A 25,825-nucleotide genomic window follows, 5' to 3' on the forward strand; every position below is an offset into this window, starting at 1 on the left:
GTTATCTTACTTCTTAGCTTTAGGACGTTTTGCACCGTATTTAGAACGAGCTTGCATCCGGTTAGCTACACCTGCTGTATCCAAAGCACCACGAACGATATGGTAACGAACCCCTGCAAGGTCCTTTACTTTACCTCCGCGAAGTAATACAACACTGTGCTCTTGTAAGTTATGTCCGATACCCGGGATATAAGCTGTTACCTCGAGACGGTTCGTCAAACGAACACGGGCATATTTACGAAGCGCTGAGTTTGGTTTACGTGGAGTCATTGTGCCTACACGAGTGCACACACCGCGTTTTTGCGGAGCGCTCAAATTTGTAGCCTCACGCTTGAGGGCGTTATACCCTTTTTGAAGAGCGGGAGATTTAGATTTTTCGATTTTGGCTTGACGGCCTTTACGAACCAATTGGTTAATTGTTGGCATGTTGTTGCCACCCCCTTCCTGAAATGATAGTCGATTCAAGAACTCTAAGCCCACAGACCCAGGCGGTTCATAAAAAGACAAATGAAAAGTTCTTGCCGCTGGTGTTCACCCCAGTACAAAAACATTTCTGTAGCTATTGTTTTAAGACGGCTGCCATCGCAGCGCCAACTTCTATTCCGCAGGCCTTGCCCAAATTCAGCATCGTATCCACATATGTGATCTTAACACCTTGTTTGTTACAAAGCAAAACTATCCTGGAAGTAAGCCTTTGATCTCCGTCCTCTGCCACATAGACTTCTGCGGCTAGGCCCAACTCTACCGCCTTGACGGTTTGTTTGGTACCGATCTTGACCTGAGCATCCTGTAGTCCTCTATCATCAGTCATTCTCTTTACCTCCAATGAACAAGGATAACATGGCTACTCACGCACCTTAGACATTTTAGCATTATCAATAGATGGTGTCAAGAAATTCAGCAACAATTTTTATAGAAATTATACACAGCAGAACACTCATGCCACACCTATGAGTAGGTATGACATGAGCACACTACCATGATTGCTAATTTATTCAGCAGGAACCGTCTCTAAAGATTCAAGTTCGCTTTCTGCATTTGGATCACTTAGCTTAACGTTACGGTAACGGTTCATCCCAGTACCTGCAGGAATCAACTTACCGATAATAACATTTTCTTTAAGTCCAAGCAACTTATCTACTTTACCTTTGATAGCAGCGTCTGTTAGGACACGAGTAGTTTCTTGGAATGATGCAGCTGACAAGAAGGAATCCGTTTCAAGAGACGCCTTGGTAATACCGAGCAAGACTGGTTTAGCAACAGCAGGCTCTTTACCAGACAAGATAGCTTCCTTGTTAGCACCTTCGTACTCATGAATATCCGCAAATGCACCTGGCAACAGACTTGTGTCACCTGCGTCAATGATACGGATCTTCCGAAGCATTTGCTTGATCATAACTTCAATGTGCTTATCATTGATCTCAACGCCTTGGTTACGGTATACACGCTGTACTTCTTGCAGAATGTAGTTTTGTACCCCACGGATCCCTTTGATACGCAGCATTTCTTTAGGGTCAATCGAACCGTCTGTCAGCTCATCGCCGGCTTCGATTTCTTGGCCTTCGCTAACACGTAGACGTGAACCATAAGTAATGGAATAAGTCTTGGATTCTGCTTCACCTTGAACCTCGATTTCGCGACGGTCTTTGGTTTCACGGATTTCCTTGATTACGCCATCGATCTCACTGATTGTAGCTTGACCTTTAGGGTTACGAGCTTCAAACAACTCCTGAATACGCGGCAAACCTTGAGTGATGTCATCACCGGCAACACCGCCGGTATGGAACGTACGCATTGTAAGCTGAGTTCCTGGTTCACCGATAGATTGTGCGGCAATAATACCAACTGCTTCACCAATCTCAACGTGTTTACCAGTTGCCAAGTTACGTCCGTAACATTTCTTACAAACACCATGACGGGCACGGCAGCTCAGTACAGAACGAATTTGCAGCTTAGTTACACCTGCGTTTACAATTGCCTCCGCTTTATCGGAGTCAATCAAATCATTGCGGTGAACAATGATTTCGCCTGTTTCTGGGTGACGAACAGTTTCGAAGCAGTAACGACCTTCAATACGGTCATACAGATCTTCGATAACTTCTTTACCATCCTGAATACGACTAACTGTGAAGCCTTTATCGGTTCCACAATCTTCTTCACGGACAATAACGTCCTGGGCAACGTCAACAAGACGACGAGTCAGATACCCTGAGTCAGCGGTACGAAGTGCGGTATCGGCAAGACCTTTACGCGCTCCGTGAGTGGAGATAAAGTACTCCAAGACGGTAAGACCTTCACGGAAGTTCGCCTTGATTGGCAATTCGAAAATCCGACCTGAAGGTGTTGCCATCAGACCACGCATACCACCCAGCTGAGTGATCTGCGATTTGTTACCACGCGCTTTAGAGTCAACCATGAGCATGATAGAGTTGAAACGGTCCATCGACTTAAGCAGGATGTTCGTAAGATCATCCTTAGTCTTCGACCAGATCTCAATAACACGGTCATACCGTTCGTCATTGGTGATCAAACCACGGCGATATTGGTTAGCAACCACATCAACCTTAGCTTCAGATTCTTTCAGGATGGTTACTTTTTCCTCAGGAACAATAACGTCCGACACGGCAACTGTAACACCAGAACGTGTGGAGTAAGTGAATCCGAGTTGTTTAATTTTATCCAAAATCATAGAAGTTTTGGTTGTGTGATAAGTTTCAAAACAACGAGCAATAATCAGACCCAGATATTCTTTACCTACAGCACTGGCTTCTGGAGCGGATTCAATCAGCTCACGAATGTTCGCGCCTTTTTCGTAGATAAAGTATTTCTCTGGTGTGCCGTGCAGCAAGTTAGTTTTGGTTGCTTCGTTGATATAAGGGAAACTACTTGGGTAGATTTCATTAAAAATGATCTTACCGACCGTAGTAATCAACATTGCATTTTGTTGTTCTTCCGTAAAGCATGTTTTGCCAAGTGCTTTAGCCGGAATAGCAACACGAGCATGAAGTCCTGCAGTTCCGCGTTGGTAAGCTGATACAGCTTCGTTAACGGTACGCAGAATCATACCACTACCCTTTTCTTCCTTGTTATCCATGGTCAAGTAGAAAGTACCAAGGACCATATCCTGGGAAGGTGTTACAACTGGCTTACCGTCTTTAGGGTTCAAGATATTACCAGATGCAAGCATGAGAATGCGTGCTTCCGCTTGAGCTTCTGCAGACAGAGGAACGTGCACCGCCATTTGGTCACCGTCAAAGTCGGCATTGTACGCCGTACATACGAGTGGGTGAAGACGAATAGCGTGACCTTCCACCAAAATCGGTTCAAATGCTTGAATACCGAGACGGTGAAGTGTTGGTGCGCGGTTTAGAAGTACTGGGTGTTCTCTAATTACTTCTTCGAGTACATCCCAAACTTCAGGACTTACGCGTTCAACTTTACGTTTCGCGCTCTTTATGTTGTGGGCAAGACCCTTATTGACCAATTCTTTCATAACAAAAGGCTTGAACAATTCTAACGCCATTTTCTTAGGAAGCCCGCACTGATACATCTTGAGGTACGGTCCTACAACGATAACGGAACGTCCAGAGTAGTCAACCCGTTTACCGAGCAAGTTCTGGCGGAAACGTCCTTGTTTACCTTTCAGCATATGGCTGAGCGATTTAAGCGGACGGTTACCAGGACCAGTTACCGGACGTCCCCGACGGCCGTTATCGATGAGAGCATCGACAGCTTCCTGGAGCATCCGTTTTTCGTTCTGCACGATAATATCAGGAGCACCGAGATCAAGCAGTCTTTTCAGACGGTTGTTCCGGTTAATAACACGGCGATAGAGATCATTCAAATCGGACGTAGCAAAACGGCCACCATCCAACTGAACCATCGGACGAAGCTCCGGAGGAATAACCGGAAGAACATCCATGATCATCCAATCGGGCTTGTTGCCGGAGTTACGGAATGCTTCAATGACTTCCAGACGTTTGATCGCCCGGTTACGGCGTTGGCCTTGGGCCGTACGCAGTTCTTCTTTGAGGAATTCCAGCTCTTTATCAATGTCGATATCTTGAAGAAGCTTTTTAACAGCTTCAGCACCCATGCCGGCTTGGAAACCGTAACCGTATTTTTCACGGTAGCTACGATATTCTTTCTCGGACAGAAGTTGTTTCTTTTCCAGTGGAGTTTCACCTGGATCCGTTACAACATAAGATGCGAAATAGATAATTTCTTCAAGTGATCTTGGAGACATATCTAGTGCAAGCCCCATGCGGCTTGGGATACCTTTGAAATACCAGATATGAGATACCGGAGCAGCCAATTCAATGTGACCCATACGTTCACGACGAACTTTAGCACGGGTAACCTCAACGCCACAACGGTCGCAGACTACGCCCTTATAACGGACACGTTTGTATTTACCGCAATGACATTCCCAGTCTTTTTGTGGTCCAAAGATACGCTCACAGAAAAGACCCTCTTTTTCCGGTTTCAACGTACGATAGTTAATGGTTTCCGGTTTCTTAACTTCTCCGCGGGACCATGAACGAATCTTCTCCGGAGAAGCGAGTCCGATTTTCATAAATTCAAAATTGTTAACGTCCAACAAGGAGCAACCCTCCTTAACCTAATCCTGATTTAGTACCGCTTTGCCCTCTTCTGACTGTTACATCAAAAGAGGGCGTGCGGTCCTTTATAAAATGGAACTTTTAAGCTCCAGCTTGATTATTCTACTCCGACTTCTGAACCTTCTAAATTGAGGCTTAGTTTGTCGCCTGACGTCTCGTCCTCATCGTCCAATTCTCTCATTTCAATTTCCTGCTCGTCACCGCTAAGAATCTTAACATCCATACCCAGGGACTGCAGTTCTTTGATCAATACCTTGAACGACTCAGGAACACCTGGTTCCGGTACATTTTCACCTTTGACAATGGATTCGTACGTCTTCACGCGACCAACCACGTCATCGGATTTCACGGTCAAAATTTCTTGCAATGTATATGCAGCACCGTAAGCTTCAAGCGCCCACACTTCCATCTCCCCGAAACGCTGTCCACCAAATTGAGCTTTACCACCCAATGGTTGTTGCGTAACTAGCGAGTAAGGCCCTGTTGAACGGGCGTGAATCTTATCATCAACCATGTGCGCCAGTTTGATCATGTGCATGACACCAACAGTAACTTCACGTTCGAAGCGTTCACCTGTACGGCCATCATACAGCACAGTTTTACCATTACGCTGCATACCTGCTTCTTCCATCGTATCAAACACGTCGTACTCACGTGCTCCGTCAAATACCGGCGTTGCAATGTGAATTCCCAGACGCAATGCGGCCATACCAATATGGACCTCGAGCACCTGTCCGATGTTCATACGAGAAGGAACGCCCAGAGGGTTAAGAACAACCTGTACTGGCGTACCGTCCGGAAGGAACGGCATATCTTCTTCTGGCAGGATACGGGCAACGACACCCTTGTTACCGTGACGTCCGGCCATCTTGTCACCCTCAGAGATCTTACGTTTCTGAGCGATGTAGACACGAACCAATTGATTTACACCAGGAGGCAGCTCATCGCCGTTCTCACGTGTAAAGACTTTAACGTCCACGATAATACCATCACTACCATGAGGAACGCGTAAAGAGGTATCCCGTACTTCACGAGCTTTCTCACCAAAGATAGCGTGCAGGAGACGTTCTTCTGCTGTCAGTTCAGTTACACCCTTAGGAGTAACCTTACCCACCAGAATGTCACCAGCGCTGATTTCCGCACCGATGCGGATGATTCCGCGCTCATCAAGATTGCGCAGAGCTTCTTCGCCGACGTTCGGAATATCGCGCGTAATTTCTTCAGGTCCCAGTTTAGTGTCGCGAGCTTCAGATTCGTATTCTTCGATATGAATCGAAGTATATACATCTTCCTTAACCAGCTTTTCACTTAACAGGATCGCATCCTCGTAGTTGTAACCTTCCCAAGTCATGAACGCAACGACTACGTTACGGCCAAGAGCAAGTTCGCCCATTTCTGTGGAAGGACCGTCTGCCAGGATATCACCCTTCTTAACAATGTCCCCTCTTTTAGCTAGAGGACGTTGGTTAATACAGGTACCTTGGTTAGAACGCATAAATTTGTGTAATTTATATTTAACGATATCGCCTTTAACTTCCTTGCCTTCGACAGTCTCAACGCGACGCAGCCAAATTTCATTAGCTGAAGAACGTTCGATAATACCGTCATACTTGGAAACGATACATACGCCAGAATCCTTAGCGGATTTATGTTCCATCCCTGTTCCGACCAGCGGAGCTTTTGGAATTAGAAGCGGAACAGCTTGACGTTGCATGTTAGATCCCATCAGTGCGCGGTTGGAGTCATCGTTCTCAAGGAACGGAATGAGCGCCGTAGCGACAGATACAACCTGTTTAGGCGAAACGTCCATGTAATCGACACGATTACTTGGCATCGTTGTAATGTTGTCTGAGTCTTTGTTGTAACGAACGATTACCATGTCTTCTTTAAAGGTGCCGTCTTCTTCGATCAACACGTTAGCCTGAGCAACTACATAATTATCTTCCTCATCAGCAGTCAGATAGTCAATTTGCTCAGTCACCTTACCAGTCTTCGGATCCACCCAACGATACGGAGCTTCAATAAAGCCGTATTCATTGATGCGGGCAAAGGTAGACAAGGAGTTGATCAACCCGATGTTTGGACCTTCCGGCGTTTCAATTGGACACATCCGACCGTAGTGACTGTGATGGACGTCACGAACTTCAAAGCCCGCGCGTTCACGTGTCAAACCACCAGGTCCGAGGGCGGACAGACGACGTTTATGCGTAAGTTCCGCAAGCGGGTTCGTCTGATCCATAAATTGAGACAGCTGGGAGCTACCGAAGAACTCTTTAATAGACGCGATGACCGGACGAATATTGATCAGAGCCTGAGGCGTAATCGCATTAGCATCCTGAATCGACATTCTTTCACGAACAACACGTTCCATCCGGGACAAACCGATACGGAACTGATTCTGCAAGAGTTCACCTACAGAACGCAGACGACGGTTACCCAAGTGGTCAATATCATCGGTATTGCCAATTCCGTGAAGCAAATTAATAAAGTAGCTGATTGAGGATATAATATCAGCTTGAGTAATATGCTTAACAGATTTGTCGATATTGCCGTTAGCGATCAGCTTAATAACCCGGCCTTCTTCAATTGGCGAGAATACGTCAATTGTTTGAAGAGGAATATCTTCGCTGTCCATAACTCCACCAGTAACACGGTAGTTTTTAAAGGCAACATTCTTTTCGAAATATGGAATCAATTCATCAAGCAGTCTACGATCGACCATTTGGCCGGATTCTGCCAGGATTTCTCCAGTAGAGTCGTCAACCAAAGGCTGAGCAAGACGTTGATTGAAAAGACGGTTCTTAATGTGTAGCTTTTTATTGATTTTGTAACGGCCTACATTAGCTAGGTCGTAGCGTTTTGGATCAAAGAAACGCGCAACCAGCAAACTTTTGGCATTGTCTAGTGTCGGCGGTTCGCCCGGACGCAAACGCTCATAAATTTCAATAAGCGCCTTCTCCGTGGAGTCCGTGTTGTCTTTATCCAGCGTATTGCGAATATATTCATCATTGCCAAGCAATTCCAGAATTTCGGCATCACTACCGAAACCGAGAGCACGCAAAAGTACGGTAACAGGAATTTTACGAGTCCGATCGATACGAACATACATAATGTCCTTAGCATCGGTTTCAAGTTCCAACCAGGCTCCGCGGTTCGGGATTACTGTGGCGGTGTAGGTTTTTTTGCCGTTCTTATCCACTTTTGTGCTGAAATAGACGCTTGGAGAGCGAACCAACTGGCTGACAATAACCCGTTCCGCACCATTAATAATAAAAGTGCCGGTCTCCGTCATCAGCGGGAAATCTCCCATGAACACTTCCTGCTCTTTAACCTCACCGGTCTCTTTATTAATGAGCCGCACCTTTACACGCAGAGGAGCCGCATACGTTACGTCCCGCTCTTTAGCGTCGTCAACCGTATATTTCGGTTCACCCAGGCTGTAATCAATGAACTCTAGTACCAAATTACCTGTGAAATCCTGGATCGGCGAGATGTCCTGAAACATTTCCCGCAATCCTTCCTCCAAAAACCAATCATAAGATTTTTGTTGGATCTCGATCAGGTTCGGGACCTCGAGTACCTCGTTAATTCTCGCATAGCTCCGCCGAGTGCGTCGACCATACTGAACAAGATGTCCTGCCAACTTTACTCACCCCTCATGTCTACTCACTTAAAAATTGATTGCGAACCCTTGTTTGGAACCGTATAATGGAACCATACTACAAGGATTCAGTCATAAATAAAAGAAAAGCCCTTATCGAAATCTTCGAAAAAAGAGCGCATTTATCCATGACCAAAATACTCCTTATCAAGTAGATTTGCCCAAAACGTACATATTATACGTCACCAAGCAATAGTTTATGCGCTATTATCTATTACCACGCAGCATTTGCTACGTTAGAGCATAGACAACCAACTCGCAAAAACTTGCCGTGCGGCATGCGCTAGCCGGGCGACAATATATTGCTTGACATTTCAGCAAACTAAAGACATGGAGCCTATCTTAATACTGACATTTTATAATAATACCATTATCACTATCACATGTCAATAACCTATTGTATTTTATTTTTGCGCTTTAATAATACGATAGCCTTTGTCTTTCCCCACTTCTTCCACCATTGAGAACAAGCTTTCTAGTTTTGCCACTGCGGATGGAGCGCCCTGCTTCTTCTGAATCACAATCCACAGATAGCCACCCTCATTTAAATGTTCATACGCATCTTCAAAAATCTTATGCACTACAGCTTTTCCTGCACGAATCGGAGGATTAGTTAGAATCACATCGAACTTCTGCTGCTCATTCAATGCGCCGAGCACATCGCTTTCCATTATCGTAACATTCCGGATTCCATTGTGCTGAGCATTCTCACGCGCCAGTTCTACCGCACGACTGTTAATATCAATCATGGTTACATGTCCTTTGGGAGCTAGGTATGCTGCACTTAATCCAATCGGCCCATAACCACAACCTACATCAAGCACCGCTGAACCGTCCGGAATTATCATAGCTTCAATAAGAACTCGGCTACCGTAATCGATGTCCCCTTTAGAGAATACACCGGCATCGCTCGTAAAACGAAAGCTTTTGCCTCTTAGTACGGTATCAATGCTACGTCTGTCATGACGTACTTCCGGCTGCTGCGAATAATAATGTTGCGACATCTCTTTCCTCCCTTTCCTATTATGTTAGCAGTTGGTATATACGCCCTACTAACTCTATTTATAAAACAAACCCCTTGAACAAGTTCAAGGGGTTTTCAGTAATAGAAGGAATTACTTCACTTCTACAGCTGCGCCTGCTTCTTCCAATTTTGCTTTAGTAGCTTCGGCTTCGTCTTTGCTTACTTTTTCTTTGATTGCTTTTGGTGCGTTGTCTACAAGATCTTTAGCTTCTTTCAAGCCAAGACCAGTGATTTCGCGAACGATTTTGATAACGTTGATTTTGGAAGCGCCAGCGCCTGTCAAAATTACGTCAAATTCGGATTGCTCTTCAGCTACTGCTGCTACTGCACCGCCAGCTGCTACTGGAGCTGCTGCAGTTACGCCGAATTCTTCTTCAATTGCTTTAACCAGGTCGTTCAGTTCCAATACGCTCATGCCTTTAATTGCTTCCAAGATTGCTTCTTTACTCATGATTGAACCTCCATTTTATATTTAAATTTATTTGTGGTATTGATTATGCTGCAAGAGTCAAAGGCTTACGCGCTTTGTTCTTCTTTTTCAGCAACAGCTTTAACTGCAAGCGCGAAGTTGCGCATTGGAGCTTGAAGTACGCTAAGCAGCATGGACAGCAAACCATCGCGGGATGGAAGCTCAGCCAGTGCTTTCAGTTGTTCCGCGTCAATGACACGACCTTCAACTACGCCGCCTTTCAATTTCAAAGCGTCGTTTTTCTTGGCGAAATCGTTCAAAATTTTAGCTGGTGCTACTGCATCAGTTGTGCTGAATGCGATAGCTGTTGGACCAGTCAAAACTTCATCCAATTCACTCAACTCAGCCGCAGCAGTTGCGCGACGTAGCAATGTGTTCTTCAGGACTTGAAACTCAACGCCAGCTTCACGAAGTTGCTTACGCAGTTCAGTCACTTGGGAAACGTTCAATCCACGGTAGTCAGCTACAACAGTCGAAAGACTGTTTTGCAGTTTTGCAGTAACGACGTCAACCGCGTCTTGTTTTGCTTGAATTACTTTTGCATTTGCCAATGTATACACCTCCTGAAAATTTATGTGTCGGCGTTCTTTCCAAGGAAAGCTTCACCGCTCCTACGCAGGCAGTAGAAAAGCCTCCGCAGAATCACGAAGGCTTGATAAAACGAAAGTTATACGAGCGAGCTCGTTACTTCTTGTTTCTATCACAACACCTCGGTAGGAAATTAAGCACTAAGGCACCTACTGTCTACGGTAAGCATATTCAAGGTTAAGATTGATACCTTAAGTTTCACAACTGTTATAGATTATCAAAATTGACTCAAAGAGTCAACCCTTAATTATCTGAAGACGGTTGTGTTCACACGAGCGCTAGGTCCCATTGTGGAAGAAATCGAGATGCCTTTAAGGTATACACCTTTAGCAGCAGCTGGTTTCGCACGGTTCAAAGCGTCGATAAGAGCTTTAAGGTTATCGTTCAATTGTGCAGCATCAAAGGACACTTTGCCGATTGGCGCGTGAATTTGACCTGCTTTGTCGAGACGGTATTCGATTTTACCGGCTTTGATTTCTTGCACAGCCTTGGAAACATCGAATGTAACTGTGCCAGCTTTAGGGTTAGGCATAAGACCTTTACCACCAAGCAGACGACCCAGTTTACCGACTTCACTCATCATATCAGGTGTAGCTACGCAGACATCAAATTCAAACCAGCCTTGTTGAATTTTGTTGATCATGTCTTGATCACCAACAAAATCAGCGCCAGCAGCTTCAGCCTCTTTCGCTTTTTCACCTTTTGCAAATACAAGCACGCGTTGTGTTTTACCAGTGCCGTGAGGCAGGACAACAACACCACGAACTGCTTGGTCTTGTTTACGTGGGTCTACACCCAGACGAACTGCTGCTTCAACGGTTTCGTCGAACTTAGCAGTCGCTGCCTTTTTCACAAGCTCTACAGCTTCTGAAGGCTCGTAAGTTGCTTCGCTGTTGATCAGCTTAGCAGCTTCTTGGTATTTCTTACCATGTTTAGCCATGAAAATGTTCCTCCTTTGTGGTGTTAGCGGAAATTCCTCCCACATACTTGCGGGTCACGAATGACCGATTCTTCGAAAACTACTAGTCTTCGATTGTGATACCCATACTGCGGGCAGTACCTTCAACCATACGCATTGCAGCTTCAACAGTTGCAGCGTTAAGGTCAGGCATTTTTGTTTCAGCAATTTCACGTACCGCAGCGCGGCCGATTTTTGCTACTTTTTTCTTGTTTGGTTCGCCGGATCCTTTTTCTACTTTAGCAGCGATGCGAAGCAGAACAGCAGCCGGAGGAGTTTTAGTGATGAAAGTAAAGGAACGGTCTTCAAATACTGTAATTTCAACCGGAATGATCAAGCCAGCCTGGTCGGCAGTACGAGCATTAAATTCCTTACAGAATGCCATGATGTTGACACCTGCTTGACCTAACGCCGGACCTACTGGAGGCGCTGGATTCGCTTTCCCTGCAGGAATCTGCAGTTTCACCATTTTAATAACTTTTTTAGCCATGAGTGACACCTCCTTGCAAAAATAGTGGTCTTCGAACGCCAATAGCGCTCTCCCACAAGAAACCCTAGCTTATGTTATATTTTCTCCACTTGAGTGAAATCCAACTCTAGCGGGGTTTCCCGTCCAAACATGTTAACATGCACTTTGATCTTGCTCTTGTCAGCCAAAATTTCTTCCACGGAGCCCACAAAATTCGCAAACGGACCAACCATAATACGTACGGATTCCTTGATTTCGAAATCAATCTTCGCTTTAGGTTCAACCATGCCCATATGCTTCAGAATTTGTTCTACCTCTTCCGGAAGCAAAGCTGTTGGTTTAGACCCTGAGCCTGTCGAACCAACAAATCCAGTAACGCCCGGAGTATTGCGGACAACATACCAGGAATCATCAGTCTGAACCATTTCCACCAAAACATATCCGGGGTAAACTTTACGCATAACGGTTTTTTTCTTACCGTCTTTGTTTACGATTTCTTCTTCCATAGGAACAAGAACGCGGAATATTTTGTCTTCCATGCCCATGGACTCAACGCGCTTTTCCAAATTGGCTTTGACCTTATTCTCATACCCAGAATAGGTATGAACGACATACCATCTTTTTTCCATATCAAGCCACCTGGGACCTCTCTAAATAATCGCTTCAATCACAGCGGAAATACCGATGTCCAGAACCCAGAAGTAAATAGCGACAACTACAATCGTACCGAGAACGATCAATGTATAGTTGGTCAATTCTTTACGACTTGGCCAGCGAACCTTTTTGAGTTCACTCCAGCTCTCAGTGAAAAAGGAAAACATAGACTTGAAACTACGTTTCATGCCGACTACACCTCCACAGACTATCTGGTTTCGCGATGAGGAGTTTGCGAGTTACAATACTTGCAAAATTTCTTCATCTCCATGCGGTCGGGGTGATTTCGCTTGTTTTTGGTAGTCGCATAGTTTCTTTGTTTGCAACTTGTACAAGCCAAAGTGATAATTACCCGCATGATGTGCACCTCCCGAGACGTCCTTCTAATTCACATTAGAAGACGCAAATATTGATCCTAAAAAAAAGCCGCGAATTTAGGCCTACCTAAAACACTTTAGCATAATGTCAAGGTCTGTGTCAACGAAAGAATTCCGTTCTGCACTGGGTAATTCCGGGTTTAGTAGTCATATGGCCGTACCCTGTCTTTGGGTCTATCTCTTCCTCACACTTCGCTGTCTTCCTTACCATTATGGGGTATTCCGTCTGTGTATAAACCTACCTTCAACGGCAACGACTAAAATCGGCTCAAATAGTAATTTATGGTGCAAGCACCTAATTCTATCCGAGTGATTTCAAAAAGACTAAAAAAAAGAACTCGATGTCCGAGCCCTCTCTTGTTCATTATATCATCAATTGTCACGTACTTCTAGATATCTTTCTAATTTCCTTTTTACTCGTTGTAGAGCGTTATCAATAGACTTTACATGCCGCTTAAGATCTTCAGCAATCTCTTGATAGGATCTTCCGTCTAAATACAACATCAGAACCTTGCGCTCCAAGTCACTTAGAATCTCCGCCATCTTATCTTCAAGACCAATGAATTCTTCTTGATTAATAATTAGCTCTTCTGGATCTAGAACCTGTGTTCCACAAATGACATCCATAAGTGTTCTATCAGAATCTTCGTCATAAATGGGCTTGTCCAAGGAAACATAAGAGTTCAGCGGAATATGTTTCTGACGAGTGGCCGTCTTAATAGCCGTTATAATCTGTCGTGTAATGCAGAGCTCAGCAAAAGCCTTGAATGAAGAGAGCTTGTCACCTTTAAAGTCACGAATAGCCTTGTATAGACCAATCATTCCTTCTTGTACAATATCTTCACGGTCTGCCCCGATCAAGAAATAAGAGCGGGCTTTAGCACGTACAAAGTTACGGTATTTATTAATCAAGTGTTCTAATGCGCCACTGTCGCCACCACGGAAAGCCTCGACAATATCTTCATCACTTATGAAATCATACTCAGACAGCATTATTTCCTTGAGGTCGACACTCACCAAGAATCCCCCCGGCTGCAACGCAAGACACATCGTTACTTCGCGAAATATAGGATCAGTATATATTATGTTACCTTCCACCGTCAACCGGAGTTTGTCCAAAATCAATCTAGAATAGCATAAATTGGAATAAAATATTTCCTGATTCTTCCTCGATCTCACTGTCTGCGCCATTTTTCCAACTTACTGCGCACATCGGGAGGCAGTTTGTCTTCCAAAGAATGACGAGTAGAACTGACACCGCCAGGTTCAATAGCTTTTTTTACTTGTTTCTGATTCTCTTCAATTTCCAGATGCAATTCCCTTGCCGAAATTCGCAACGCACCTTGTGCAAAAATAATATGCTGCTCTATAAAATCACTCGTAGCCACATAGATCTGCCGGCGCCGATTGCTATATTCCCCAACCAGTCGCTCAATGCATTCATCTGCGGTTTCTTTTTCCTTGGTGAAGTACACCTGGACCTTACCCTGGACAAAAGACCTTCCCAACCCCGGAACACGGTATGCATCAAAAACAGCAATAACTCTTCGTCCAGAGAAAGCCTGGTAATCTGCCAGCAAATCCATCAAGCGGTCGCGTGCTTCCTGCATACCAATCTGGGACAGTGCCACAAGTTCCGGCCAGCCACCGATCATGTTATATCCATCCACAAGCAGCACATCGCGCCAGTCGGCCATAGCTATCCCTGCTGTTGCCGGCGGCGTATCACTTCATACATAATGACTCCTGCGGCGACAGAGGCATTTAATGAATTGATCTTTCCGGCCATCGGCAGCTTAAGAAGTACATCACATTTTTCACGAATCAAGCGTCCCATTCCTTTATTCTCATTGCCGATTACAACAGCTACCGGACCCGTGAAAATATCGGATTGGTATAGATTCTGATCGGTATCCACGTCTGTTCCTACTACCCAGACTCCCTGTTCTTTTAGACGGTCAATGGTCTGACCCAGGTTTGTAACCCGGGCAACCGGAACATACTCCACAGCACCCGCGGATGTTTTGGACACGGTCGCAGTTATCTGAGCCGAACGGCGTTTAGGTACGATTACCCCATGTACTCCAGTACAATCTGCCGTCCGCAGAATCGAGCCCAGGTTATGAGGATCTTCAATTTCATCAAGCAAAATAAGGAATGCCGGTTCTCCTTTGGCTTCTGCTATAGCTAACAGATCATCCACTTCAACATAGGCAAATGGTGCTGCTTGTGCAACCACCCCTTGATGCTGCACGCCTGGTGCCAATTGATCCAGCTTACGCTTGTCCACATGCTGAATGACAATTCCCGCTTTCCGGGCTTCGGCAACGATGGGTGCTGTCAGATGCTTCTGGGCTGTCTCTGCAATCCAAATTTTATTTAATGTACGACCAGCACGAAGCGCTTCAAGCACAGAATGCTTCCCTGCCAATATTTCCTCTTCAGTCTTCAATTCTTCTTCCATGTTCACTTCTCCTATTTTCTATTTCGCCAAAGCCTATCACGGCTGTTTCAACATAAACTGTATACCCTTGTGCACAATTTCTTCTATTCTCTCCTGTTGTCCTGTGTAGTACAAGTGACCAATCAAGCACTCAAAAGCTGTAGCATGACGGTATTCAAGCACATCCGCGTTCTTAGGAACACTTCCCGATTTCGCATTTCTCCCCTGACGGGCGACATCCTTCTCCTCTTCCGTGAGACTAGGCTCCAAAAAGTTCAGAATTGCACACTGTGCTTTAGCGGATACCAGCCCTGTAGCAGAACGATGCAAATGGTTCGGACGCAAATTCGGAAGAGATACTAAATACTGGCGAACAGCCACCTCATAGATAGCATCTCCTACATAAGCTAGAACAATAGGTGAAAGTAGTCGCGCAGGTTTGGAAGGCTCATAAGGAAACCATCCGTTATCAAACTTGCGTTCCTCACTCATTTACGACGCCACCGCATTCCTTGTGGAGTATCCTCAAGCAATATGCCCAAGCGGCCTAATTCATCACGGATCTCGTCAGACCGGCTCCAATTCTTATTCTTACGAGCTTCAACCCGCTCGGCGATCAACCGTTCAACTTCTTCACTTGCAATTTCCTCTTCTAGTTCAGGCGTCAAACGCAGCACAGCATTCATTTCGCCAAAAGCTTGCAGTAATGCAGCAAAATCAGCAGGAGCAGCCTCGTTATTCGCAAGCGTATGGTTTGCCAGGCTCACCCAATCGAACATAGCCGTGATCGCATCAGGCGTATTAAAGTCATCCTGCATTCTAGCATGGAAATTGGCCACTATAGCCGACAGCTTATCATTAATCTCTGAGTTGACCTCACCTTGAGCACCATCAGCAGCGAGTTCAAGCCGATGTTTAACGTTACTCTCTGCAAGCGCGATCCGTTCAACGCTCTTTTCGGCAGAAGTCATAGATTCCTCTGAGAAATTCAGCGGGTTACGGTAATGGGTCGATAGCATGAAATAGCGGATAGCTCCTGCTTTAAAACGCTCACGGATGTCTTTTACAAGCCAGCCATTACCGAGCGATTTCGACATTTTCTCGTCCCCGATGTTGATGAATCCATTATGCATCCAGTAATTAGAGAGTGGTTTACCAGTCAGAGCTTCGGTCTGAGCGCATTCGCATTCATGATGCGGGAACTGCAAATCTTGTCCACCACCATGGATATCAATCGTATCTCCCAAGAACTCGCGCGCCATAGCCGAGCATTCAATATGCCAGCCGGGACGTCCGTCTCCCCAAGGGCTACTCCAGTGCACTTCACCAGGTTTGGCTGCTTTCCAAAGCACAAAATCCTCCGGTTTTTCCTTACGTGAGTCCACCTCAACACGGATACCAAACTGCAGCTCATCCAGATTCTGACGAGATAATTTACCGTAGTCTTCAAATTTTGAAGTGCGGTAATATACATCGCCGCCGCTTTCGTATGCGTATCCTTTTTCCTCAAGCTCTTTAATAAATCCAATGATCAGCTCCATGCTTTCCGTTACACGGGGATTCAAGGTTGCCGGTTTAACACCAAGCCCTTCCAGATCCTCACGGTAAGCAGCAATGAAAGTTTCCGCTACCTCTGCTACAGTAGTGTTCATTTCTTCGGCTTTGCGAATCAGTTTATCATCAACATCCGTGAAATTCGTAACATAACGCACCTCATTACCTAACTGCTCCAAGTAATTCCGGACCATATCAAAAACAATTATAGGTCTAGCATTTCCGATATGCATATATCCATAAACGGTTGGACCACACACATACATCTTAACTTTGCCCGGCTCCTGGGGCACAAACTGCTCCTTGCTGCGTGTCATTGTGTTATATATTTGTAAAGCCATCCTTATTCCAGCCCTTTCTGTTCTTCCGGATTCATTAATACCGGGATGCTTAAATTTCGTAGTCACCAATATACTGCTGAGCTTCTGCTATCCGCTGTGCGGTTTTTTGTTTATCTTCTGCGCCAAGCTTTTCCCTAATTTCTTCGATTTCTTTCTGCAAAAACCGCAGTGAATCGACAAGCGGATCAGGCATCTTCGTATGATCGAGCCGATCGGATACCCGTTCTCCATTACGTTTTACCACACGACCTGGATTCCCTACTACTGTACTGTTGTTAGGCACTTCACGCAACACAACTGCATTCGAACCTATATTTGAATTGTCACCAATACGAAAAGATCCTAAAACCTTCGCACCGGAACCAATAACTACATTGTTGCCGACCGTGGGATGTCGCTTACCTTTTTCTTTTCCTGTTCCTCCAAGCGTAACCCCTTGATAGATTATAACATCATCACCGATTTCGCAGGTTTCTCCAATAACAATCCCCATACCATGGTCGATAAACAGCCTATTTCCGATGACAGCTCCAGGATGGATCTCAACACCAGTCATAAATCTGCTAAACTGCGAAACCATACGAGCCATTGTATACCAGCGGCGTTTGAAAAAAGAGTGGGCGATCCGGTGACCCCAAATGGCGTGCAAGCCGGCATATGTGAAGACAACCTCGAACCAGCTGCGGGCAGCAGGATCGTTATCAAATACCGCCCGAATGTCCGACTTAATATGCTTAAACATCACGGTTCCTCTCTTCTTAACTTCCTTATCTCCTGTTTACAGGTACACAAGAAAGGTATTGTCTCCAGGCCCATCATCCTTATCATACATATGCGGTGAGTGTTCGCTTGGTTTGTTATCTCGTAGAAATATAAGACAAAGAGTATTGTATGAAAATTATTTTTGCTTATATTTAGACAAAAAACGCCCCTGCAGCATAATGCTGCAGAGACGTTTAACCGCGGTTCCACTCTGCTTGAACGAATCAAATGAGCCGCTATTGTAACAAACGGCAGAATTTCTTCGTTCCACTTGGCATCATTAACGGCGACGTTCCCGGCGCGATCTAATGAGCCTTAAAAAGGTCATTCAACCGTGCAGCTCACAGGCGCATGTTCTGCCCCGGACAAATGAATAACTCCCAGCCCGAAAGGGTGTCCCTTTCTCGGTTATTCTCTCTGGCAATTGTCTTCAATGGACGTACTTCTCCTGATCACAGCTATTATCATATAATTCTATCTTAGCGCAAAAGACAAGATACTGACAAGGGGGTTTAGTCGTATGAAATACGACCTTAAGCGCCCTTAATTTGTGATTTCAAACGTTCGATGACCCGGTTTTTGCCGAGCAAAGCAATGGTTATATTAAGATCACGTCCGTGCGTTTGTCCGGTCAGAGCCACACGAATTGGCATAAAGAGTGCTTTGCCCTTATGACCTGTTTCTTTCTGTACTTCCTTAATCAGAACAGCCATGTTGCTTGCACTGAAATCCTGACAGGCTTCAACCTTAGCCAGAAAAGCAGACAATACCTCAGGAACTTGGCTTTCAGCCAGAACCTGCGCTGCTTCCGTCTCTAACTCTAGGTGACTGCGGAAGAACAGTTCCGATAGCGCCACGATGTCAGAAGCTGCAGTCATCTGCTCTTGATACAACGCGACAAGGCTTTCCGCCCATGCTTGTTGCTCTTCGTTCAGCTCAGCAGGTATTTTACCCGCTTTTTGCAGATGTGGAATAGCTAGCGCAGAGATCCGTTTAGGATCAGCATGCTTAATATAATGATTATTCAGATGCGCCAGCTTGTTTTTATCGAATACAGCCGGGCTTTTGGACAAACGGTCCGCATCAAAAATAGAAATAAGTTCTTCTTTACTGAAGATCTCTTCTTCTCCCTCTGGAGACCAGCCAAGCAGAGAAATGAAGTTAACCAGAGCCTCAGGTAAGTAACCCAATTCATCATATTGCTCGATAAACTGAATAACGGATTCATCCCGTTTGCTGAGCTTCTTGTGGTTGTCGCCAACAATAAGCGTCATGTGACCAAATAAAGGTGGCTCCCAGCCAAGCGCTTCATAGATCATAAGCTGGCGGGGTGTGTTGGAAATATGGTCTTCTCCACGCAATACGTGAGTAATAGCCATCAGATGATCGTCAACAGCTACCGCGAAGTTATAGGTCGGAATTCCGTCCTTCTTCACAATAACAAAGTCACCCATTTCTTTTGTGTCAAAAGAAATACTGCCTTTTACGAGATCATCAAACGCATACGTACGATCTTCTGGCACACGGAAGCGAATGCTAGCCACTCGTCCCTCAGCTTCAAAAGCTAAACGTTGCTCTTCAGTCAGATCACGGTGTTTGCCAGAATAACGAGGCGTTTCTCCGCGGGCAGTCTGTTCTTCACGTTCCGCTTCCAGCTCTTCCTCTGTGCAATAGCAGCGGTAAGCCAAACCTCTGTCCAGCAAATCCTGCCAATGTACACGATATAAGTCAAGACGTTCTGTCTGACGGTAGGGTCCGTACTCTCCGCCAACATCAACGCTCTCATCCCAATCCATACCCAGCCATTTCAAATACTTAAGCTGGCTCTCTTCACCACCAGCGACATTGCGCTTTACGTCTGTATCTTCAATTCTGATAATGAATTTACCGCCTTTATTACGGGCGAACAGATAGTTAAACAGCGCCGTTCTGGCGTTACCTATATGTAAATGTCCCGTAGGGCTCGGTGCGTAACGCACCCGGACTTCATCCGTCATTGTATTCCCTCCGCTTCATATGGTTGAACTTAATTTACTACTTAGACCATCTCAAGATGATATCACATCTTGGAGTAGACAGACAATAGATTGTGCGGCAATTCCTTCGCCGCGTCCGGCAAAACCAAGCTGCTCAGTTGTAGTAGCTTTAACATTCACCTTGGACGGGTCGGCATTAAGTGCACGTGCAATAATCTCGGTCATTTGTGGAATGTACGGAGCCATCTTAGGCTTTTGGGCGATAATCGTTGAATCGATATTTCCCAGCTTATATCCTCGCTCACGAGCAAGTGCCCATACCTCTTCTAATAACTTCAAGCTATCTGCGTCCTTAAAGGCTGGATCTGTATCCGGAAAATGTCTGCCAATATCACCAAGTCCAAGTGCGCCTAGAATCGCGTCACTAACTGCATGCAGCAGCACATCTGCATCGGAATGCCCAAGCAATCCTTTTTCGTAAGGAATCGTAACTCCCCCAATAATACAAGGCCTGCCCTCTACCAGCTGATGCACATCAAATCCTTGTCCTACAGCGATCATGATTGTCCCTCTCCCCTGTTTCTTTCTGTAAATTCTGCATAATCCAAATCATCAGGTGTCGTAATCTTAATATTTCTGTAGCTTCCCTCTACCACAGAAACCGGAATCCCCGCACGCTCCGCCAAGCTGGAGTCATCGGTGCCCAGAAAGCCATCCCGCTCTGCCGCTGCATAAGCCTCCAGCAAATCAGAAAGACGAAAAGTCTGCGGGGTTTGAATCGCCCACAGACTTCGCCGATCCGGCGTAGACAGTACTTGTCCTTCATTATCCACCTGTTTGATCGTATCCTTAACGGGTACAGCAAGAACCGAAGCACCCATCTGCTTCGCTCGTTCGTAGCAAGCCTCAATTTCATTCGGCTGTACAAACGGACGAACACCATCATGTACCATTACCCACTGTGTCGTAAGTTTCAACAACCCTTTATGTACGGAATGCTGACGCTCAGATCCACCAGTTACTATAGCCTTAACCTTGTCCAGCTTATAGAGCTGTATCCATTCCCGGCAGCGTTCAATATCCTCTTCACCGGTTACGAGCACGATTTCAGAGATCAATTCGTGCTGCTGGAATACCTCCAGCGTATGAACGATAATCGGCTTCCCCTGCAGTAACAAATATTGCTTGCTCTCCGGAGTTCCCATTCGCGTTCCTCTGCCTGCCGCCACAATGACGACGCCCACACTGTTTGACATTAATCTGGCTCCTGTCTTTCACGTATAATCCCATCATAACGTGTTTGGCGGGCATTTCCAACCCATAGGACAGTCCCCATACACTTTATCTTCACTTATTGCGCTTTTTCCAAAAGTTTTGGCTTAGCAAATATCATTCGGCCAGCCGAAGTTTGCAGCACGCTAGTGACCAGAACCTCCATCGTAGTCCCGATATATTCACGTCCGCCTTCTACAACAATCATCGTTCCATCGTCTAAGTAGGCTACCCCTTGCCCATGTTCTTTGCCATCCTTAATGACCTGAACTACGATTTCCTCACCAGGCAGCACTACAGGCTTCACAGCATTCGCCAGATCGTTAATATTCAGAACGGAAACACCCTGCAATTCGCAAACCTTATTTAAGTTGAAATCATTAGTGACTACTTTACCTTGGAGTACCTTCGCTAACTTCACTAACTTACTGTCAACCTCAGAGATTTCTTCAAAATCTCCCTCATAGATCAATACCTTCACATCAAGCTCTTTTTGAATTTTATTGAGAATATCAAGCCCACGCCGTCCCCGGTTCCGCTTCAACAGATCCGAAGAATCAGCAATATGCTGGAGCTCTTCAAGCACGAATTCAGGTATGACAATGGTTCCCTCAATAAATCCCGTCTTACAAATGTCAGCGATTCTTCCATCGATAATAACACTTGTGTCGAGAATTTTATGTTCCTCAAGCCCGCGGCCTTCCGGCTCAGCCGCTTGACCCCAGCGTCCAGATGTCCACAGTGCAGCTAGCTCCTCTTTTTTCTCCAAACCGATCCGCAGCCCCAGATATCCAAAAGCTAACGTAGCTGGCACTTGCAGCAGCTGCCCAGCTTTCCCAAGCCAGATCATTGCAGGGTATAACAGGAGAGATAACAGAAGCCCCCCTGTTAACCCAGCTGCACTTGCAGCTAATTCATTCATTGGAATACGCGAACAGTAGTGAACCGCCTCCCGCAGTTTTGAACCTCCCCATTCCGCGCATAAAGACCCCGCAAACAAAAAAATAATGGCACCCAGCACTGTAAATAAAATGCTTCCTTCTACAGGTAAGCTTTCACCCAGCTTTTCCATCCCCTTGGGGAATCCTCTTTCGAGCGCATGGTATAGCGAAAAACCTGACCAAGCACCACATATTAAGGCAAAAGACAAAATCACTTTTTTCCACATAACCTAACGCACCTCCTTTTTATTCATCCTAAATGGATCTATTCCTCACCAGTATGTTCCAATTTTCAAGACGATAAACTTAGGGTAGCGCTGGAAATGCAAAAAGGCTTTGCCATCCCCCAGGGAAGACAAAACCTTTGGTCATAATTTATTCAGTTACCTTACCTTTTGGACCGATTAACCGTTCTTGGAATGATACACTTTATCCTCTGAACGACTACGACGACGATGACGGCGTCTGGCTGTCAACCGATCAATATTTTGCTTAAAGCCGTATAATGCATAAATTCCAAGTAAGACAAAGATCAGCTTAGCGATTTGCTCTGGGAACACAACAGCTACAGCCACTGCAACAACAATAACCACTGGCGCTCCAACCACCGCTTTTTTCGGCAATCCAATCTTTTTAAAATTAGGATATTTAACAGTGCTGACCATCAAATAGGATAAGAGCAGTGTAGCAACGATCATAAACGGAGCCGAAACATCTTTATTAAAAAGAGCTAATGTGGCCAGTACACCACCTGCAGCAGGAATTGGCAAACCGATAAAATAACCCGGAACCCCCGGACGAACATTAAAACGGGCTAAGCGCAAAGCACCAAACACCGGAAAAATCGCAGTTACTGTCCAGCCTAATGCAGAGTTCAAATCCTGCAGGCTTGAGACGTACAAAATAACGGCCGGTGCGACTCCGAAAGAAACGACATCAGATAAGGAGTCCAACTCCTTGCCAAATTCGCTTTCGCATTTTAGAGCGCGAGCTACTCGACCATCTAAGCCGTCTAACAGCATAGCAATAATAACCATGATAGCGGCCATGCTAATCTTACCGTCAAACGCCATCATGATACCAAACATTCCGAGCATCAAATTACCTATCGTAAAAAGACTCGGAATTGATTTTTGTATCATTTCTTCACCTCAATTTTCTAACTTTGGCCTTTAACGTCCCCAATATTACGTGATTGTATGTTATTTACATTTGCCTGTCAATAAGAACTTGCTTCTGTAAACGTTTGAGCCCATCCTGAATATTACGGGCCCGCACCTCCCCAATTCCGTCCACTTCATCCAATTCAGCTATGCTTGCGGACATCAAATTAGGCAGCATTTCAAACCGCTCCACCAGATTGTGAATGATCACATTCGGAAGCCGCGGAATTTTGTTAAGCAGGCGATAACCACGTGGAGTCACCACTTCTTCAGAGGTAATTGCCGTAGAAGAATAACCCAGTATACGGGCAATATGGTTGTCATCCATCAGATCATCATCGCTTATCCGTTTGAGACCGGCGATAATTTCACGGATTTTATCTTCCTGCTCTTCCTTAGCATAGTCTCTGTATAGAAGCCATGCTTCTTCCTCTGTATTTCCAACCAGTTCTTCCATCTGCATGCTGATCAGGCGTCCTTCGTTGCCCAATTCGTTGATATAGCGTTTGATCTCCATTTTTATGCGCAAAACCATCTCTACACGCTGGATAACACCCACTACTTCAGCAACGGTAACAATGCCCTCATATTCTGAAGCTGACAAATTCGTCAGTCCTTGCGTGAGCACTGCTTTATACTTCTCGAGTGTCTGAATCGCTTGGTTAGCCTTTGCCAAAATAGCCCCGATCTCTTTGAGTGCATAACGTATCGAGCCTTGATAAAGCGTGATGATATTGCGGCGTTGTGAAATGGAAACCACCAGCTTACCCGTTTGCTTCGCTACCCGCTCCGCGGTCCGGTGACGGATCCCCGTCTCGATGGATGAGATAGAAGAATCCGGTATAAGTTGTGTATTAGCATACAATATACGCTTTAAATCCTCACTTAGAATAATAGCTCCGTCCATTTTAGCTAGCTCATATAAATAATTGGGCGAAAAATCGCAGTTAATGGAGAATCCGCCATCCACTACGTCCATCACCTCAGGACTGTACCCTACGACAATAAGTGCCCCTGTCTTAGCGCGCAGCACATTCTCCAAACCTTCCCGAAAAGGTGTACCCGGTGCCGCCAGTCTGAGCAGATCATTCATATTCTCTAATTGGTTATATTCTTTCATATCCCTGTGCCCCCTAATCTAACGCGACCGATAGTGCATCTGCTACGGTACTGACGCCAATAATCTGGATATCTTGCGGGTGCTTCCATCCCTTCATGCTCTTTTCAGGCATAATCACCCGCCGGAAGCCAAGCTTTGCGGCCTCCTTAACGCGCATTTCCGCGCGCGAAACGCCTCTTACCTCACCGGTAAGTCCTACTTCTCCGAAGAAAACGTCGTAAGGTTTTGTTGAAATATCACGAAAACTGGAGGCGATACTAATAGCTACAGCTAGATCAATCGCCGGTTCATCCAGCTTTACTCCCCCGGCAACATTAAGGTATGCATCCTGATTCTGCAGGAACATGCCCATCCGTTTCTCGAGTACAGCGATAATAAGTGCCATCCGCTGGTGATCCATGCCTGTGCACATTCGCCGTGGGGAAGGGAAGTGGGTGGCAGCAACAAGTGCCTGAAGTTCTACAAGCACAGGTCTAGTTCCCTCCATACTTGCCACCACAGTAGAACCAGCCACGCCAAGCGGACGTTCCGATAAAAAGAGCTCCGATGGATTCTCTACTTCGGTAAGCCCCGCTTCACCCATTTCGAAAATGCCGATTTCATTCGTAGAGCCAAAGCGGTTTTTTACAGCCCGCAAAAGTCTATACGTATGATGCCGCTCACCCTCAAAATACAGCACGCAGTCCACCATATGTTCAAGCATCCGTGGTCCAGCAATAGCCCCTTCCTTGGTAACATGACCAACGAGAACTGTTGCAATTCCACGAATCTTAGCGATACGCATAAATCTTGTCGTACACTCCCGAACCTGGGTCACGCTGCCTGGCGCACTCGTTACTTCTGGCATAAATACGGTCTGAATAGAATCGATGACAAGAAATTGTGGCTGGATTTGTTCGATCGCTTCTTCTATGCTTTCCATATTTGTCTCACATAGTACATAAAGCTCCGTTGACAACGCATCGAGGCGATCCGCGCGCAGCTTAGTTTGCCTTACCGATTCTTCGCCCGAGATATACAATACTCGCAATCCCTGTGTTGTAAGGGCGTGCGAGGTCTGTAATAAGAGCGTAGATTTACCGATTCCTGGGTCTCCCCCTACTAGTACCAGCGATCCTGGTACGATCCCCCCACCGAGAACACGGTTAAGCTCACCTATACCTGTCAGTATGCGCGGTTCCTTGTCACTTTCTATACTTATGATCGACTGTGCCTTTTCTTTACTATGAAAAATAGGGGCATTCATTCCCTGTGTTTTGACTACGCTTTCCGTTTCCTCCACCATGGAGTTCCAAGCCTGGCACCCTGGGCATTTCCCGAACCATTTTGGCGATTCGTATCCACAGTCGGTGCAAAAAAATTTTGTTTTTGCTTTAGCCATTTGTTCTCCTTACGGTCCGAACTGTTTACAATTCGGATCATTTTCTTCTA

Annotated in this window: 25 protein-coding genes and 1 other annotated feature; all 25 genes read right to left on the minus strand. The window is 45.6% G+C overall.

The genetic code is table 11. The features are described 5' to 3' along the window. Positions 1-6: 6 nt before the first annotated feature. On the minus strand, positions 7-426 hold the full coding sequence (gene rpsL, locus NSQ55_RS27455) for a 30S ribosomal protein S12 (protein WP_036680518.1): 420 nt from the start codon (positions 424-426) through the stop codon (positions 7-9). A 133-nt stretch (positions 427-559) separates the two neighbouring features. After that, positions 560-811, minus strand: coding sequence for a ribosomal L7Ae/L30e/S12e/Gadd45 family protein (locus NSQ55_RS27460; protein WP_038573459.1), 252 nt, complete (start codon positions 809-811; stop codon positions 560-562). Between the two features lie 180 nt (positions 812-991). Then, positions 992-4,603, minus strand: coding sequence for a DNA-directed RNA polymerase subunit beta' (gene rpoC / locus NSQ55_RS27465; RefSeq protein ID WP_076130019.1), 3,612 nt, complete (start codon positions 4,601-4,603; stop codon positions 992-994). A gap of 116 nt (positions 4,604-4,719) precedes the next feature. Then, positions 4,720-8,265 (minus strand): DNA-directed RNA polymerase subunit beta, encoded by a 3,546-nt coding sequence (rpoB, locus tag NSQ55_RS27470; RefSeq protein WP_038573461.1) that lies wholly within the window; start codon positions 8,263-8,265, stop codon positions 4,720-4,722. A 422-nt stretch (positions 8,266-8,687) separates the two neighbouring features. Beyond that, the gene (locus tag NSQ55_RS27475; protein ID WP_076186625.1) at positions 8,688-9,287 is read right to left on the minus strand and encodes a class I SAM-dependent methyltransferase; all 600 of its coding nucleotides are present in this window, start codon (positions 9,285-9,287) and stop codon (positions 8,688-8,690) included. A gap of 111 nt (positions 9,288-9,398) precedes the next feature. Next, a complete protein-coding gene (gene rplL / locus NSQ55_RS27480) occupies positions 9,399-9,758 on the minus strand; it encodes a 50S ribosomal protein L7/L12 (RefSeq protein WP_036680508.1) in 360 nt (119 codons plus the stop codon). 65 nt (positions 9,759-9,823) lie between these two features. Then, on the minus strand, positions 9,824-10,327 hold the full coding sequence (rplJ, locus tag NSQ55_RS27485) for a 50S ribosomal protein L10 (RefSeq protein ID WP_076099619.1): 504 nt from the start codon (positions 10,325-10,327) through the stop codon (positions 9,824-9,826). Positions 10,328-10,391: 64 nt separating this feature from the next. Then, positions 10,392-10,544, minus strand: a sequence feature (ribosomal protein L10 leader region). Between the two features lie 67 nt (positions 10,545-10,611). Beyond that, complete coding sequence (gene rplA, locus NSQ55_RS27490; protein WP_036680504.1) at positions 10,612-11,304, minus strand: 50S ribosomal protein L1; 693 nt, start codon at positions 11,302-11,304, stop codon at positions 10,612-10,614. Positions 11,305-11,386: 82 nt separating this feature from the next. Then, on the minus strand, positions 11,387-11,812 hold the full coding sequence (gene rplK / locus NSQ55_RS27495; protein ID WP_036680502.1) for a 50S ribosomal protein L11: 426 nt from the start codon (positions 11,810-11,812) through the stop codon (positions 11,387-11,389). Positions 11,813-11,886: 74 nt separating this feature from the next. Then, on the minus strand, positions 11,887-12,420 hold the full coding sequence (gene nusG, locus NSQ55_RS27500; RefSeq protein ID WP_036680499.1) for a transcription termination/antitermination protein NusG: 534 nt from the start codon (positions 12,418-12,420) through the stop codon (positions 11,887-11,889). 21 nt (positions 12,421-12,441) lie between these two features. After that, positions 12,442-12,633: a preprotein translocase subunit SecE gene (gene secE, locus NSQ55_RS27505; protein WP_036680497.1), complete on the minus strand. Its 192-nt coding sequence runs from the start codon at positions 12,631-12,633 to the stop codon at positions 12,442-12,444. Positions 12,634-12,653: 20 nt separating this feature from the next. Beyond that, positions 12,654-12,803, minus strand: coding sequence for a 50S ribosomal protein L33 (gene rpmG / locus NSQ55_RS27510; RefSeq protein ID WP_076099620.1), 150 nt, complete (start codon positions 12,801-12,803; stop codon positions 12,654-12,656). 391 nt (positions 12,804-13,194) lie between these two features. Continuing rightward, the gene (gene sigH / locus NSQ55_RS27515; RefSeq protein ID WP_036680496.1) at positions 13,195-13,839 is read right to left on the minus strand and encodes an RNA polymerase sporulation sigma factor SigH; all 645 of its coding nucleotides are present in this window, start codon (positions 13,837-13,839) and stop codon (positions 13,195-13,197) included. Positions 13,840-13,997: 158 nt separating this feature from the next. Continuing rightward, the gene (locus NSQ55_RS27520; protein WP_036680494.1) at positions 13,998-14,519 is read right to left on the minus strand and encodes an NYN domain-containing protein; all 522 of its coding nucleotides are present in this window, start codon (positions 14,517-14,519) and stop codon (positions 13,998-14,000) included. Positions 14,520-14,521: 2 nt separating this feature from the next. Then, complete coding sequence (rlmB, locus tag NSQ55_RS27525; RefSeq protein ID WP_076105935.1) at positions 14,522-15,286, minus strand: 23S rRNA (guanosine(2251)-2'-O)-methyltransferase RlmB; 765 nt, start codon at positions 15,284-15,286, stop codon at positions 14,522-14,524. Between the two features lie 36 nt (positions 15,287-15,322). Next, on the minus strand, positions 15,323-15,757 hold the full coding sequence (locus NSQ55_RS27530) for a ribonuclease III domain-containing protein (protein ID WP_076099622.1): 435 nt from the start codon (positions 15,755-15,757) through the stop codon (positions 15,323-15,325). Next, positions 15,754-17,160: a cysteine--tRNA ligase gene (gene cysS / locus NSQ55_RS27535; protein WP_339169999.1), complete on the minus strand. Its 1,407-nt coding sequence runs from the start codon at positions 17,158-17,160 to the stop codon at positions 15,754-15,756. Before cysS ends, NSQ55_RS27530 begins: the two co-directional genes overlap by 4 nt. Before the next feature lie 49 nt (positions 17,161-17,209). Next, positions 17,210-17,902, minus strand: coding sequence for a serine O-acetyltransferase (cysE, locus tag NSQ55_RS27540; RefSeq protein ID WP_036680489.1), 693 nt, complete (start codon positions 17,900-17,902; stop codon positions 17,210-17,212). Positions 17,903-18,455: 553 nt separating this feature from the next. Continuing rightward, positions 18,456-19,919 (minus strand): glutamate--tRNA ligase, encoded by a 1,464-nt coding sequence (gene gltX, locus NSQ55_RS27545; protein WP_036680487.1) that lies wholly within the window; start codon positions 19,917-19,919, stop codon positions 18,456-18,458. 51 nt (positions 19,920-19,970) lie between these two features. After that, complete coding sequence (gene ispF / locus NSQ55_RS27550) at positions 19,971-20,459, minus strand: 2-C-methyl-D-erythritol 2,4-cyclodiphosphate synthase (protein WP_036680486.1); 489 nt, start codon at positions 20,457-20,459, stop codon at positions 19,971-19,973. Then, positions 20,456-21,154: a 2-C-methyl-D-erythritol 4-phosphate cytidylyltransferase gene (ispD, locus tag NSQ55_RS27555; RefSeq protein WP_339170003.1), complete on the minus strand. Its 699-nt coding sequence runs from the start codon at positions 21,152-21,154 to the stop codon at positions 20,456-20,458. The genes ispF and ispD overlap by 4 nt, the downstream gene beginning before the upstream one ends. A gap of 95 nt (positions 21,155-21,249) precedes the next feature. Continuing rightward, complete coding sequence (locus tag NSQ55_RS27560) at positions 21,250-22,338, minus strand: PIN/TRAM domain-containing protein (RefSeq protein ID WP_036680481.1); 1,089 nt, start codon at positions 22,336-22,338, stop codon at positions 21,250-21,252. A 177-nt stretch (positions 22,339-22,515) separates the two neighbouring features. Beyond that, entirely contained in the window at positions 22,516-23,253 is a 738-nt protein-coding gene (gene pssA, locus NSQ55_RS27565) for a CDP-diacylglycerol--serine O-phosphatidyltransferase (protein WP_036680477.1), read from the minus strand. Positions 23,254-23,317: 64 nt separating this feature from the next. Continuing rightward, positions 23,318-24,394, minus strand: a complete 1,077-nt coding sequence (gene disA, locus NSQ55_RS27570; RefSeq protein WP_036680475.1) for a DNA integrity scanning diadenylate cyclase DisA — start codon at positions 24,392-24,394, stop codon at positions 23,318-23,320. A 13-nt stretch (positions 24,395-24,407) separates the two neighbouring features. After that, positions 24,408-25,775, minus strand: a complete 1,368-nt coding sequence (gene radA / locus NSQ55_RS27575) for a DNA repair protein RadA (RefSeq protein ID WP_036680472.1) — start codon at positions 25,773-25,775, stop codon at positions 24,408-24,410. Positions 25,776-25,825 lie beyond the last annotated feature (50 nt).

The organism is Paenibacillus sp. FSL H7-0943, from assembly GCF_037963265.1.
Classification (GTDB): Bacteria; Bacillota; Bacilli; order Paenibacillales; family Paenibacillaceae; genus Paenibacillus_AQ; species Paenibacillus_AQ odorifer.

Excerpts from the sequence above, each read along its gene's own strand:
- NSQ55_RS27475 (WP_076186625.1), bottom strand. The coding sequence starts at position 9,287 with ATGTCGCAACATTATTATTCGCAGCAGCCGGAAGTACGTCATGACAGA.
- NSQ55_RS27460 (WP_038573459.1), bottom strand. The coding sequence starts at position 811 with ATGACTGATGATAGAGGACTACAGGATGCTCAGGTCAAGATCGGTACC.
- NSQ55_RS27530 (WP_076099622.1), bottom strand. The coding sequence starts at position 15,757 with ATGAGTGAGGAACGCAAGTTTGATAACGGATGGTTTCCTTATGAGCCT.
- rpmG (WP_076099620.1), bottom strand. The coding sequence starts at position 12,803 with ATGCGGGTAATTATCACTTTGGCTTGTACAAGTTGCAAACAAAGAAAC.
- rlmB (WP_076105935.1), bottom strand. The coding sequence starts at position 15,286 with ATGGAAGAAGAATTGAAGACTGAAGAGGAAATATTGGCAGGGAAGCAT.
- rplA (WP_036680504.1), bottom strand. The coding sequence starts at position 11,304 with ATGGCTAAACATGGTAAGAAATACCAAGAAGCTGCTAAGCTGATCAAC.
- NSQ55_RS27520 (WP_036680494.1), bottom strand. The coding sequence starts at position 14,519 with ATGGCCGACTGGCGCGATGTGCTGCTTGTGGATGGATATAACATGATC.
- ispD (WP_339170003.1), bottom strand. The coding sequence starts at position 21,154 with ATGTCAAACAGTGTGGGCGTCGTCATTGTGGCGGCAGGCAGAGGAACG.
- cysE (WP_036680489.1), bottom strand. The coding sequence starts at position 17,902 with ATGTTTAAGCATATTAAGTCGGACATTCGGGCGGTATTTGATAACGAT.
- secE (WP_036680497.1), bottom strand. The coding sequence starts at position 12,633 with ATGAAACGTAGTTTCAAGTCTATGTTTTCCTTTTTCACTGAGAGCTGG.
- ispF (WP_036680486.1), bottom strand. The coding sequence starts at position 20,459 with ATGATCGCTGTAGGACAAGGATTTGATGTGCATCAGCTGGTAGAGGGC.
- NSQ55_RS27560 (WP_036680481.1), bottom strand. The coding sequence starts at position 22,338 with ATGTGGAAAAAAGTGATTTTGTCTTTTGCCTTAATATGTGGTGCTTGG.
- rpsL (WP_036680518.1), bottom strand. The coding sequence starts at position 426 with ATGCCAACAATTAACCAATTGGTTCGTAAAGGCCGTCAAGCCAAAATC.
- rplL (WP_036680508.1), bottom strand. The coding sequence starts at position 9,758 with ATGAGTAAAGAAGCAATCTTGGAAGCAATTAAAGGCATGAGCGTATTG.
- radA (WP_036680472.1), bottom strand. The coding sequence starts at position 25,775 with ATGGCTAAAGCAAAAACAAAATTTTTTTGCACCGACTGTGGATACGAA.
- gltX (WP_036680487.1), bottom strand. The coding sequence starts at position 19,919 with ATGACGGATGAAGTCCGGGTGCGTTACGCACCGAGCCCTACGGGACAT.
- pssA (WP_036680477.1), bottom strand. The coding sequence starts at position 23,253 with ATGATACAAAAATCAATTCCGAGTCTTTTTACGATAGGTAATTTGATG.
- nusG (WP_036680499.1), bottom strand. The coding sequence starts at position 12,420 with ATGGAAAAAAGATGGTATGTCGTTCATACCTATTCTGGGTATGAGAAT.
- cysS (WP_339169999.1), bottom strand. The coding sequence starts at position 17,160 with ATGGCTTTACAAATATATAACACAATGACACGCAGCAAGGAGCAGTTT.
- disA (WP_036680475.1), bottom strand. The coding sequence starts at position 24,394 with ATGAAAGAATATAACCAATTAGAGAATATGAATGATCTGCTCAGACTG.
- rplK (WP_036680502.1), bottom strand. The coding sequence starts at position 11,812 with ATGGCTAAAAAAGTTATTAAAATGGTGAAACTGCAGATTCCTGCAGGG.